6 protein-coding genes and 1 pseudogene are annotated in these 13,724 nt (G+C 56.3%); 2 read left to right on the forward strand and 5 right to left on the reverse strand.

Going from position 1 to position 13,724, the window contains the following annotated elements:
• Positions 1-121 precede the first annotated feature (121 nt).
• Positions 122-355, reverse strand: a pseudogene (locus tag NO887_RS14505) (AAA family ATPase); the annotation flags it as partial.
• A 345-nt stretch (positions 356-700) separates the two neighbouring features.
• Between NO887_RS14505 and NO887_RS14510 the strand changes: the two are divergent.
• Positions 701-934 carry a hypothetical protein gene (locus NO887_RS14510; RefSeq protein WP_235167923.1) on the forward strand — a complete coding sequence of 78 codons (234 nt, stop codon included), beginning with the start codon at positions 701-703 and terminating at the stop codon, positions 932-934.
• Positions 935-975: 41 nt separating this feature from the next.
• Here the strand turns inward: NO887_RS14510 and NO887_RS14515 are convergent, their stop codons facing one another.
• Genes NO887_RS14515 through pglX form a run of 4 tightly spaced genes read right to left on the reverse strand, consistent with a single transcriptional unit; the run spans position 976 to position 10,912 of the window.
• Positions 976-3,882: a helicase-related protein gene (locus NO887_RS14515; RefSeq protein ID WP_256418937.1), complete on the reverse strand. Its 2,907-nt coding sequence runs from the start codon at positions 3,880-3,882 to the stop codon at positions 976-978.
• 6 nt (positions 3,883-3,888) lie between these two features.
• The gene (gene pglZ / locus NO887_RS14520; protein ID WP_256418938.1) at positions 3,889-6,054 is read right to left on the reverse strand and encodes a BREX-5 system phosphatase PglZ; all 2,166 of its coding nucleotides are present in this window, start codon (positions 6,052-6,054) and stop codon (positions 3,889-3,891) included.
• 2 nt (positions 6,055-6,056) lie between these two features.
• On the reverse strand, positions 6,057-6,602 hold the full coding sequence (locus NO887_RS14525) for a hypothetical protein (RefSeq protein ID WP_256418939.1): 546 nt from the start codon (positions 6,600-6,602) through the stop codon (positions 6,057-6,059).
• Positions 6,599-10,912: a BREX-5 system adenine-specific DNA-methyltransferase PglX gene (gene pglX / locus NO887_RS14530; protein WP_256418940.1), complete on the reverse strand. Its 4,314-nt coding sequence runs from the start codon at positions 10,910-10,912 to the stop codon at positions 6,599-6,601. Before pglX ends, NO887_RS14525 begins: the two co-directional genes overlap by 4 nt.
• 149 nt (positions 10,913-11,061) lie before the next feature.
• Between pglX and NO887_RS14535 the strand changes: the two genes are divergently transcribed.
• Positions 11,062-13,527 carry a hypothetical protein gene (locus NO887_RS14535; RefSeq protein WP_256418941.1) on the forward strand — a complete coding sequence of 822 codons (2,466 nt, stop codon included), beginning with the start codon at positions 11,062-11,064 and terminating at the stop codon, positions 13,525-13,527.
• Positions 13,528-13,724 lie beyond the last annotated feature (197 nt).

The following is a 13,724-nucleotide window of genomic DNA, read 5'->3' on the forward strand; positions in this document are numbered from 1 at the left end:
AACTCTGGTTGCCCTCTCCCTGCTACCATCGCTGCCTACCCGATATTCCAGTCGAAATCTACCCTTCCCGACACCAATCGATCGATGACCGTGGACCTCTTTTCACATGTTTCGCTCGTTCCCACTTCCCGATGATGACCGTTTCTGAATCTACTCTCCGTGATCCCCGTCGTTCATCGTGGTTCGAGATGCAGGTCTTGCCGGCGCCGCTGGGCCCGGTGACGATGGCCGTGTCGGCGGGTTCCCCGTTCGTGATGGGCTCGAGAACGCTGGAGAGATGGTTGACTTCGGCGTCGCGATGCTCAACTTCCCGAGGGACGAACCCGGCGCGGAGAACGCGAGCATCGCGGATCATCGTTGCTTGATAGACTGGTTTTCTGGCTAGTACTAAAAACGTGATTGGGTTGTTTCCGGAAACCATCTATTCAGTTCCATTTTACTTGTCGTATCCCCCTGCTGTCGTGCGATTTCTAATTGTGGAAAACCAAGTTTTCCGGGATTTTCCGGAATCGGCTCATTAACGGGAGAACCACTTTCTCGTATGCGCATTCTGTCGCCGAGGGCCAGGTAGTCGATGGCGTCCTGATTGCGAGACCGTCCGTGCGAGATCTCCTGTTGTGGAGGGGATTGACCGTTCAAAAGGACGAACCAGCCACGTTACTACAGAACGCTAATCAAACACCTCTTCGATACGTCGAATATGGCAGACGACAGGACCGAGGGTGTGATCGTCCACCTCGTGGACAAGCACGGGGAGGGCGAGATCGAGCGCGAATACGACGACTGGGAGATTGTGGACGAGGGATGGATTAGATGCATCGGCCCGTCGCAGGGTGGCGAACTCGACAGTGGCCACGTACCCGTCTCGTACTACCCACCCGAGCGTGTGGTCTCCGTCGACGTTTACGAGAAGCCTTCACGAAAGTCGGTCTGACGCGCCGGCAGCGATCCGCTCCCGTCCCGATCTGGGATCGATTAGACCGGGAGAGCAAAGCAAACGTTCTCCACCTCTGGCGCAAGTGAGATGACCCGAGCCTTCCGCTGCAATTCTTGGCGCCGGTCTTCGATACGCTGCTCAAGTTTGTTGAGCCGTTCTTGTTGACCACGGATCGCGATGTCCATATTTGACCCAGCCTCTGCTTTCCGCTCATAGTTCTCGATGAACTCCTCGATTCGCTGGCGTTCAGCCTCCGCATACTCCTCGAGGTCATCCAGTTCTTGCTGGGTCTCCTCTCGGCGGCGCTCGTGTAGTTCTTCCCGCAAGGACGTGACCTGCTGGCTGATGTACCGGTCAGCGGCTTCTCGCAGTTGATCCTGACTCTGTATCAGCGATCGCACCCGATCAGCGTCGGGCGACCCTTTGATACTGTCACCCTGAACAACACGCTGACCCATCCGCTGCCGGGGGTCTTGATGGCGGGCATCGACATACACAGGGATCATATCTTCCCGGATGACCTCGCCCGTCCCGTCCTCGAACGTCACGCGGTAGTTGTATGCAATCCCCGGCTCGTCGATGAACGGGAGGAGCTTTAGCCCAACATCGCCGTGCTCGCTCTCAAGAATTTGCTGCATGAGCCGCTGGACCAGATCATCATCGGGTGAGACGTAGTCGATACCATCGTGGTCCATCGCGAACTCTCGGCTAAACGTGAACGGCCCGTACTCCTCGTCCGTTCCTTGCCGTAGAGAGCGTGGCAGCTGGGCCCTGTAGAGGTTGCTCCCAGCTTTTTCGACGTCGCCGCCGAGCGCCTCGACGCCGCGTTCGACGAACTCGCGGATGTCGGCCTCCGTCCCGTAGACATCCTCGGACTCGTCCATCACCTCCTGAATCTTCTCCCGGCTCTCCTGGTCAAACGTGCTCGTGTCGATGAGGCTGCGTTCGTACCACTCCTGGAGCGTGCGTTGGCGTTCGTCGATGAGCTCCTCGAGTTCTTCCTTGGTTGCACTCGCCGGTTCGTCGTTCTGGATGGACTCCATGATGAGCGAGTCGACGTTGATGTCGTCAAGCATCCCCAACACGTCGGCCGTGTTGCCGAGTTTGCCGCGGATGTTCTCGACCTTGTTCTGGAGCATGTCGAAGATCTCGCCCTCACGAGTGTCCTCAAACGTGAAGTTCCAGACCTTGACCTCCTTGTCCTGGCCGTAGCGGTGGAGCCGGCCGATGCGTTGCTCGAGGCGGTTCGGGTTCCACGGCAGCTCGTAGTTCACCATGATGTGGCAACTGTGCTGGAGGTCAATCCCCTCGCTCGCCGCGTCGGTCGCAAATAGCAGCCTGGACTGGCCGTGGTTGAACTCCTCCTCGATGCGGGCGCGTTCCTCCTTGTCGACGTCACCGTGGATGACGAGAATCTCGTCGGCCCAGGGTTCGTCCTTCACGAGGTCGAGCAGGTAATCCAGCGTGTCCCGATACTCGGTGAAGAGGAGGAGCTTCTCGTCCGGTTGCTCCTCTAGCAGCTGCTGGATGTACCGACGCACCTTCTGGGCCTTCGAGTCGACGGAGATGCCCTCGGCAAGCGAGACGAGGTCGCGGAGCGTTTCGATCTCCTCTTCGAGTTGCGCATCGCTCTCGGTGACGGTCAGCGCGGAGAGTTCCTCCTCGGCTCGTTGTTTGTCCTCTTCGTCGAGGTCTTCGCCGTCGAGATACGCAGAGGCCTCTTCTGAGAGGCTCGTGGAGGTCGATTGCTCGTCGACGAGGTCGCCCAAGCGACGGCTCAGCGTCGCTTGGATGGCGCCGATGCTGCTGACAAGGCGCTTCTGCATCAGTGCCATCGCGAACCCGACCGCTGGCTCGTTCAGCTTCTCGGAGCGGTTGTAGACGTTCTGGACGTAGTCAGTAACGGCCCGGTAGAACTGCCGCTCATCGTGGGTCATCTCCACGGGAACCGTATTCACGTCGCGGTCGGGGAAGATGCGCTCGCCGTCATCGTCGTACAGCGTTTGCTTCCCGCGCCGAATCATCACGCGGTCGACGGCCTCTTTCGAGAGATCCTGGTCCTCGGCGACGAGGAACGGGTCGATGTACTCGACGAGCGAACGGAACGCCTCACCCTTGCCATCGTGTGGCGTCGCGCTGAGCAGCAGCAAGGAGTCGGAGTTGCCGGCGACCCGTTCGACCATCTTCGACGTCTCACTGGGCGAATCGCCTCGTTTGGCGGCCTTGTGCGCCTCATCGACTATCACGACGTCCCAGAACGCTTCCTCGAGGGCCGGCTGGAACTCGTCCTGTCGGAGGAAGGCCTGACTCGTCACCATCTGTTGGTGGTCCTGGTCCCAGATGTTGGCCTCCTCGCCGAGTCTGCGGCGTTCACCCTCGACCCACTGCCGGTCGGCCGGCGTGAGGTCGATGTCGAAGAAGCGGTTCATATCACGAATCCACTTCTTCTGGAGGTGGGCAGGGACGACGAACAGGACGCGGTCGGCACGATTTCGAGCGGTGAGCTCTTTGAGGATGAGACCCGCTTCGATGGTCTTCCCGAGGCCGACGTCGTCGGCGATGAGCGCACGTTGGCGCAGCTTCTGCATCACCCAGTTGACTGCGGCTAGCTGATACGGTTCGAGACGGACGAGTGAGTTCGAAATACTCAGCAGCTGTCCCTGCTCGTGGGCGATTTGTAGCTGAAGGGCTTGCGAACGTAGGTCGAACCACTCGGCCGAGACCGACTCGTGGTCGGGATGTAGCTGTTCGGCTGACGCCGAGCGCAGTTCCCCAAGCTGATCGCGTTTGGGTTCGACCTCGACGTCATCGATACAGACAGTCTTCACGCCGGCGTCTTCGACGTAGGCCCGGAGATAGTCGAGATCGCCGACGGAGTAGGTCTTAATGACCTCGGCAGTGCGTCCATTGAGGAGGACCGTATCACCGGGATCGAAGTTAGTCATAAGCGGTCATTCCTGCGTGATCGTGACGAAGTTGAGCACGAATTCCTGTGGGAGAACCCCACCGTGGTAGAAGCGAGCATCGGGAATTCCCTGATTGCGGAAGCGCTGAATTGGATCAGCGAGGACACTAATTTTCGTGTCATCGTCAAGGTAGCCGAGATGAGTGTTCTCGTCGAGGAGGACGCCAGGTGCATCCTCGTCGATCTCTGTTCCGGCCACCCAACGGCGCGTCACTTGCTCTGCCTCGTCCGGTGGATAGATACCATCAAGATCGATGCTCTGGGGAAGCGAGACAAAACCGTGGTCGGCGAGGATGTATGCGCGGTCCCACTCTCCCTGGTCGAGCTTCTCGCAGATGATGTCCGATATCTTCTCGATACGGTCGCTGAACAGCGCCTCGAAGTCGGTTAGCTCTTTTTCACCAGCTTTGTCGAGGTCGTTCCAGTAGTACGCAACGCGAGTGTTGCTCCACCCCGACTCGTCGTCCTCGCTCTGCATGATGTAACTCCAGCCATCGTCCTTCAGCATCTTCTCGCGCTGGTAGTTAGTGATCTCGCGGCCGTTGCGTTCCGGAACGAGTTCCCCGTCGTCGAGTTCGATGTTGAAGCTGAACTTGCTCCCGGGCGTGAGTGCGGCCTTCCCAAACTCAGTATCCGAGGGGAGTGTTCCGACCCAAGCAGTCTCGTCGACTTCGAGGCCGGGGAGTTCACGACGGACGGACTCCGCCAGTTCGTGGGCGAGGTCGAAACGCAGCGCGTCGACGATGAACAGCGCAACGCTCTGGCCACTCTGGAGGTGTTCTTGCTCCTGGTCGAAGAACTGGTGGGCGTAGTTCTCACCGACAAACGGCGAGCCATCCTCGATTTGGTCGACAACGAGATCACCGAGATCGCTGAGGTAGTCGAGGTAGCGTGACTCAGTCAGCGACGTCCGCAAGTCGTCGAGCGTCGCCGTGGCGGGGTGCTCTTCGGGGAGGTCGTTCTCGGGCTCTCCCGAGATGATGAGATTGTACACGGCGTTGTCGATCTGCCAGGTCCCCTCGTCGACATCGCCGTAGAGGTCGACGACGTCGGTCGTATCGCCGCGTTCCTCCCACGTCTCGAGTTCGTGCGCCAGCTTGGCGACCTCGACGGCCTGCTCCCAGACGCACGTCCACGGGACGTCGCCGTAGGTCGTTTCGAGACGCTGGTGGCGGGTAGATGCTCGAGTTGCGCACGTCTCGTAGTCGCCGTCGTGGAATGACTGCGTCCATTCGTCCCAGAGTTCGTGTTCGAGCGAGGCGTCGACGGGACAATCGGCGAGTTCCCACGGGTCGTCGTAGGTGCGGAGGACATCGTGCCAGAAACGGGCATCAGGGTCGAGGTAGACGTGCGCCAGTTCCTCGGCACGCTCGGAATCGACCTTGCTCAGCAGCGACTGAAGTTCGGGCCGAGAGATTCCCAGTCCGGAACTGGATTCAGGCCGGTACTCGGCGTCGAGGAGAGACTTATCGAGACCCTCCTCGACGAGCCACTCGGCGACCGCCCAGCGTCGTGTACGCGTGACGAGCACGTCCTCATCGGTAACCCCTTCGACGGCTGTGACGCCGTCGTCGACGAGGAGATCACGAATCTTCAGCAGGTCGTCGGAATCGTCGGGCAGATTCTCGGCGCCGTGTTCGAGCACGAACTGGACTGGGTCGTCGTGCCCGTTGAGGACGATCTTCGTCTGGAGGCCCTGGAGCGTCGGTAGGCCGCCCTCGCCGTTGAGTTCTCGGAAGAGTGTCTTCGCGACCTGCTCGCGGTCGCTCACGTCAGCGTCTTCGTAGGCCGTGCGAATCGAGGCGGCTTGGATGCGGTCGTTCTCGAAACAGCGTGCCGCAAGCTTGCCGATGTGCTGTTCGACGACACCACCGGTGTTCTCGACGTCTTTGAACCAGTCTACGTCGTCGCTGTGCGCCTGTGGCACGTACCAGACGGTTCGGTCGCGGGGTGCGTCGGCGCGTAGCTCCAGCGGCGTCTGTTCGGCTGCGTGGAACTCACAGCCCACCGAGTGGCTGACGTTTTTGACAATGTCGCGAAGATAGCCACCGTCATCCCACCAGAGCACGACAGGATCCTCGTCAGCCGCCTTATCGATGGCAGTCTCGATGGCGTCTTCAGCGCACCGTGGGAGGGTTTTCGTCGCGGGCATAGTTATTGGGTAGCTTTCTGTTTCACGGCTTCAAGTAGTTCCTCGCGCGTATCAGTACCAATTCGAGCGACACCAACACGCTGGTAGGTGAGGACAGTACAGTCCTTCGCCTCCAGCTCTTCAAAGTCAAACCCCTCAAGCGAACTTCGAGCGGCACCGAGACACCAGATCGACTCTGGCTTGGCTGCTTCAACAAGTTCGTCCCATACCTCCTCAACTGTTTGTTGGAAAACGTCAGTTGATAAGAGGATAACCATTACATCTGCGTTGGCCGCGGCATCAAGGAGCTCAGCTCTCGCTTGTTCGACCATACCTTCACTTCCGACAGAATCCTGTACGCCTGCATATACAGCAGACATTCTCTCTTCTCCGCCGGCGACGCCAAACTCCCTGGAAAGAACGTACAAGTGGCAACCTACCAACTCTGCAAGTTCGTCGTACAGGCCTGCAACTTGACCAAAGAGCCCTTCATAATACTCTTTGACTGGCTGGTCACGATGTTCAGCCGTCGTATTCGACCGCTCTGCAAAGATGTGTGCCTCCATCATAGTACCTGTCTGTCGACTGTTTCCGGCACGATTTCGGCGTCGGCAAGCGGTATGATGTTGATCTCGGCGCCGTGTTTACGGTTCGGCTGATAGCCAGCAGTCGTAATCTCTGAGAGAGCGCGATCGGACCAATCAGATGGGATACGTTTGTCCACAGCTTGGCAGCGGTCATCAATCTCCTCGGCCAGTGCCTTGAATTCAGCGAGCGGGGGAAGGTCGTCGACCTTCGCAACATCCTCTTCGTCGGCCATCTCTTCCAGGTACTCCTCATCGACGATCGAGGAGTCATCGAGCCCCATCGCCAGTGAGGCGAGCAGTCGTTCGTCCTCAGTTAGATTATCGTACGGCTGACCGTCCTCATCGAGCAAGTCAGCACCTTCGCGCTCGAAGTAGTAGGTCATAAACAGGATACCCGTACTGGAGTAGTGGTCAGATCCCTTGAGCCGCCAGTTGAAGTAGTCAAACAGGTCAGCCAGGTGTGCCTCGACAGGCTCATCGACCGGTTTGGCGTACTGCTCGCAGGCACGCTCGAGTTCTTCGAGTGCGTCGACCCACTCCTCGCGCCATTCGTCGACGGCGTTCCAGAAATTGTCTGAGAATGTGTCTTGGAACCACTCTTCGCCGTTGCGTTCGCGTAGTTCCGCCAGCGTTTCCACGCGCTCCCGAGTCTCCTCGCGGAAAGTGGCGACCTTTGGGGCTAGTTCCTCTACGTGTTGGCGGTCTTCGTCGTCGAAGTCTCGTTCGTCAGTGCTACCCAATTCCTGAATCACGTCCTCGAAGACGCTAATCTGGTTGAGTCCACTCGCGCAGCGCTCATACTGCTCGGCTGCCTCGGCCTGTTCACTTGCAGAGAGGGAGTCGTCACTCCGGCGGCGATTTGCGGCGCTACGGCGTTCGCGCAGTTCGGCCTTCCGCGGTTCGAGGTACTGGTTCGTGAGACGATCGAACAGCCCTGAACCGAGGCTGTGGTAGTCAACGAAACACGCGAACCCTTCACCGGTAGAGTCGGCGAGTAGACGCTCGGTTGTCAACTTCCAGACGATAGGCGTGTTTTCCATCTGGCTTACGTGGTAGTCGAACAGGTTCTCGGTGATCCATCGTCGGAGGTTGGGGTAGGCTTCCTCGGCGGCGGACTCGGTGCCGAGAATTTCGTCAACCTCGACCAGTCGGTCCCCGGCGTACACACCGTAGGCATCCTCAAATCGCTCGACGATGCGGTCCAGTATGTTCGGCTGGTCGTCGACGCCGTGTAGCGGGACGACGCCGTCGTCTTCCTCGCGGACGGCCTCCATCGCGAAGTGGTGAACGAGGTCTTTGACCTGTTTGTCGACGTTCCCGGGGACTTCAGGGACCGACTCTGGGTCAGGGACTTCGCGATCCTCTGGGGATTCTGAAGTACGGAGGAAGATTTCTTCGCGGATTTCCTCTTGAGTCTTCGGAGAAATGTTGACAGCATCGTAAACTGCGTCATCTACTTTCTCCGAGATCGCTTCCAATCGGGCTCGTTTCCGGATTTTTCCTTTCTCTGCCTCCCGAGCGGCTACCTTAATTGAAGCACCCTCCGAAATTTCTGTTCGGTCGACTTCGTACCGTTCTTTAGCTATCTCAGCGTGGGGATGGTCGAAAAAGAACGTAACATCGGTATTCGGATAGAGTGTTGGTGCGATGTAATATGGACTTGTAGACTCGGCTGAACGTTGTGAGAGAACTACCTCGTACTGCTCTTTTGATAACTGTTCGAACTCAGAGGATTCGACGATATCGCCAATCCACGGTGCTGCACCAATTTCTCCAGGATTCCAGTTCCTCTCAATAGTTTGTGACAAGAATAGGATGTGATATAAGTCCGAATTGAGTATGGCCATCGTTGTCCAGAGGGAAGCATCTTCCCGGGGGAACAACATAAGGCCGTTAACACTGAATAACCCCCCTGGGTAGAACCCGAAACGGCGACCGGTCTGTTTAATCAGGTTCCAAGTCAGCCCGGGCTCTCCGTAGAACTCTTCGTTCCGAATTCGGAATGATGGGCTCGACCGGCGGATCATCGTACCCCTTTCTCCCCATTCAACCATATCTGTCACCTGTGGTGTGATCCAGGCATTCTCTCCACCCTTAGTTAACGGGCGAAACGTGTCTGCGCTTTTTGTCTCCCAGTGTGCCCGAAGAAATCTTGCGTTATTGGACGTTTGAAGTCCTGGAACGGCGGTGAACTTTGACCGCGCATCAACACCTGCGTGTTCCGCATCAAGTAGTACGTCAGTATCGTATAAGTCTCTGACCGGTGCTGGAGTCGAGTAACAGATAGGTGTGCGAGGAATATCCGCAAACGTGGATAACTCAACGTCGAAACGCCTCTTTTTGTTCAAATCTGCATCAGAGATCACGTCAACAAACGCAGACTCTTTTTCTGAGCCCGGGAGGTCGTAGAGGCGGAAGAACGAACCTTGCTGCTGTTTCTGGCTGGAACGAATTACTGTTCCTGCAGTATGAACCGTGGCGTTATCCAATACACCATTCCCAAACTCAGCGAGGAAGTCGAATCCTCCTTCTTTACCGATGATATTGCCCCTGAAGCTTTCGTAGCTACTTAGAAACATAAACGTCCGCGGAACGAGCATTCCTATACGCCCGTCACGCTTACTCAAACGGTTGCAAACCTCGAAAAATGAGACATAATAATTCGGATAATATTGATAGTTGGCCTCTACATAATTCTGCACTCGGGTTGGCATTCGTCCCTTAGACCCATACGGCGGATTCATAAGCGCAACGTCGTAATCCTGCGCTAGAATATCCAGTAGCCGCACGAAACTCCGCAAATCCTGCGCAAGGAATGAGTCCGATTCCCGATGTTCCTCCACAGCCTCGCGCAGACTGTGCAGAACCTGCCCGAGTGTGTGGCTTTCCCGCGGGTCGTCGCCGAGGGTAATTTGCACGCCTCCGACGTCGCTGTCGTCTTCGAACAGGTCGCCGAGGGTCCCACGCACGTCGAGTAGGCTCCCGAGCCCATGGACTTCCTCGAAGGCGTCCAGGATACGCCGCAGCGCGTTCTCGACATCTTCGTCGTCGCCAGCGACCTCCTCGAACACCGCTTCAACACCGTCGATCTCGGCGATTGTCGCGTCAGCACAGACGATGCCCACTTCCGGCATATCGAAACCATCAGCACCCTCGGCCTCGGCCCGAGTTCGTCCCTTCAGATAGAGGTTGAACGCCGCGAGCTGGCAGGCGCGCATATCCAGGTCGACGCCGTAGAGGTTGTGCTGGAGGATTTTTCGTGGAATCTCCTCGTCAGCCAGGCCGGTCTCGGCGCGCCAGATTCGCTCCAGCACGTCGAAGGCGTACAGCAGGAAGTGGCCACTCCCACAAGCGGGGTCGATGACTCGAAGCTCTTCAGGGTGATCGAAGTCGGTGGGCTCACCTTCCTCTTCAGACGGAACAAGGTAGGTACAGAAGTCAGCAATATCGGGTGATCCATCAGGCGAGAGAGGGCGATTCTTCCGCTCGTCAGGGGAGAACTCCTCCTGCGCTTCGACGACGTCTTGTAACTCACCTGTGTGTTCAAGGTAGAGCTTTCCGAGCGAGTTGTCGGTGAGCATCCGGACGACCCAGTGGGGCGTATAGAACTGGTTTGCTGGTGGAACGTCTTCGGGTTCGAGCCCTTCGCGGTCGCCCTTGCGACGCAGATCGTCGAGCAGCTTGACGTTGTAGTATTCGTAGACCCAGCCGAGCACGTCGTCGGCCCGCCAGACTTCGTCGTCAACACTGTCGAGCATCCCGCAGAGTTCCTCGAGGGTGTCGTCGTCGGGATCGATGAGGCTGTACGCCGAGGAACGATCGAACAGTATCTCGATTTCCTCAGCGAGATCGTCACAGGCGTTGTGATACGCCTCCAGAATTGCTTCATCCTCCAGCAGGAACTCCTTATGGACGAGGGTCTCGGCGGCGGGCGTCAGGCCGTTATCCTTGAAGACGGTGACCTCCTCGTCGATGAACCCCCGCACTTCCATACAGCGCAGCGCGGCCAGACGATTGACGATCGTGTAACCCACGCCAGTCACGTACTGATCGAAGGCTTCCGACCAAGTTTCGCCGTCGACGGCTTCGAGTTCGATCGCCTCTACAAGTTGTTGGATGTCCTCGTCCAGCGAGTCGACGTCCTCAGGTTCGTCATCCAGACCTTTCTGTGTGAGCTGGAACTCAACGTTATCCTCGACCCGCTCGCGCATCTCGGTGACGACGTCTTCGAGGTGTTCACGCTCTTCCTTGTCCAATTGAGCCTTCCGCTGAGAGAGAGAATCGCTTTCCATGGGGAACTCGGGATAGGAACGAGAAGGCGCAGGGGATACTTGAAGATTGGCAAGAAGTTACACCATGAATCCTCTATGGCTCGATCTTCGTCCTCTACTTCCGCTGTGCTTCCGGTACGTATTTTCCGATGCGGCAGTATGACCTGGCCATGAGTAGCGAAGCTCCGCCGGATCTAACCCCACTCCAACGCTCAATTGTTCACGCAAGCGCTGGATCTCCCGACGCATCTTCTGCTACAATTGCCTCCTACGTCGATAGCTCTTCCTCGTACGTAACAGAGATTCGGAACGAATATGAGGAATTGATTGACCATCTTGCCGACCTATCCGACCTATCCTATCTTCCCTCGTTTGCACACCCCTATTCAATCATTCTTCCCGAGCCCTTGATCGAGGAGTACCAATTTGAAGTTGGTGACGTGGTCGAATTGACGTTCGATGTAGACGGGCGGGAAGAGACGACGTTCGGCATGGTTGCTCCTTTTGAGGACAGCATGGTTGGCCGCTCATCCCCTGAGATGCAAGCACGTGTCTACGGGAGTTACTTCTCGCTTGGAGATATCCAAGACGAAATCACGGAATTCGACCAGTTCGACTGCGTCGACGAGAATAAGGCGGAACTCTCTACCAGCGACGATTTCCTTTCGTATCTCCATTCTCTAAAACGCCAGCTCGATACGCAAATTGACTCGGGTGTGCAGATGCTCATCGGTGTGGGGATACTGGAAATCGTTCACGGTGAACGTGATCCGAACAATCTCATTTCATCCCCGTATTTCATCCTCGAAAAAGACCGGTTCCCTCGGTATCTCGCTAATAATGGTCCCGAGTTAATTGATGCGCACAAATATGTCGGCCATATTGACGAGCCCGATGACGTGTATTTCACGTATTATGGAGAGGACCTGCAGCCATCGCAAATCGAGTCGCTTCGTGAGACCATTCTCGACGTCAAATATTTCAAATCCACGTGGAACTATTCGATTCCAGGGTATCGAGCCGCCGTTGGCCCGACGACGACTGATCCAACCGAGGAAGTGATTCGGGTCACCGAGGAATCGCTCCATATTGTCGAAGGAAAGGAGCGGAATGTACAGTTTCTCGAAGCCGATGGGACGCCGACGACAGGACTCACAGCAGACAGAATCCACGACGCCATTCTCGATGCAAATCCAACGTTCGAATCACTGGTATCTCATACCAGGTACTCCGGCGAAGCAGACGGATTTCCGTTGCGACGTGATGGCGATCAGATTTACATACTCTTCGATCAGGTAACCCTCGTTCTGACGGCGAACGGAGATCACCTCTCATGGGTATCCCCTACCGATATCGACCACGTGGAGACGATTATCGAGGCTGTCAATGGAATGATTGAGGGGCAGCTTGATGTCGAGGATTACACAGTACAACCTGCTGATGTCCAACAGCCTCGGCGGATTCAGCAGGATGACTGGACGTTCGATACGAACTCACTGTATCACGATCACACTGATGATACCCCTACGAGCATCCTGAATACGATATTCTCACATCGCTTTTTCCACGACAGCACTATTCACGTCCCGTGGGCAGTGCTATTCGAAATGAACAAACACCCCGATGCGGGCAGCGCTACAGCGGCAACGAATGAGCAAGGGTTCGAAAATATGTCTATCTTGTCGTTGCTGGATACGCTCGACTATTTGGAGGTCGAAGTTCAGACACCACCCGAAGAAATCACGGTTGATTTAGCAAATGGTGACGTTGCCGATATGCAGGTTCTTGCTTATTCTAATCAGCAGGACGCAACCTTGGTGACCGGGGACGAGTCACTTGCTGAGCTTGCCCGACTCTCGGATACACCCTCTTTCAATATTGCCCAGCTAGATGGTTTGTCCTCTGGTGTCGACGATGAATCCTCGTTTGAAGATATTTTTGAGCTGATCGGGTCAGAACTCGTTACCCACGCTGAAATCGTTGCTGAGATAGACGAACTGCTGGATACTGACACTGCTGCACCTATCGCGGAGTCTGGGACGACCTCGACAAGGGATGCTAATTCCGTCCTCGAATCTTGGGTTTCGAACGATGAAGTTCTACCGTATGTCCGATCTACCGATAGTGAACGATGCTATGCGCATAGTCAGAGCATTACCCTCGTTCCGACAAAAGCGGTAATCGAAGACCTCCCCCAGTATCTCGATAGCTCAGACGATTTCCTCACTGACGAATTCCTTAATCCCGTCGCTGATGATGTTCTTTCGCTGGCTCACAGCGAGTTACCAAGCATCACGCTCGTCGTTCCTGCTGAGTATATCGTTGAAAATTCGGTTTCAAAATCTGCTCCGGGTGATTTCAGCAGGAAACTCCTGAACATCTCTCATGCAGAGAACGTCGAATATGAAACTCAACCCGCTGTACGCGCGGCTGCGTCATCGTCCCTCCAAGCCCTTCTTCAAAATAACGTGGAGAAGGGAGAAGACGCTTTACTGTCTTGGCACGATTACGTAGCACTATGTCTCACCACGGCTTTAGACTCGGCGTATTTGTTACTCCCTGATTCTAATGGGGAGACATGGAAGTTCACAGAACTCCTCGGCGTTGACACTGTTACGCTCTCACAAAATAGCTAATAGAGTACTTCAGAGAAAAGCCGCCAAAAGACAGCCTATTCGTCGAATTCAACGGTGACGGTTTCACCATCTGCGGTCTCGTACGTGAGCACAGCACCGTTGAGCTGCTCCAGGTTCATACTTTGGTCCCCGTCGGACTCGGTAGTTGCGCTCATCTCAGGTAGCAATTCGGCGGTCAAGATAAAAAAGTATTGGCT

The organism is Halorubrum laminariae, from assembly GCF_024494655.1.
GTDB lineage: Archaea > Halobacteriota > Halobacteria > Halobacteriales > Haloferacaceae > Halorubrum > Halorubrum laminariae.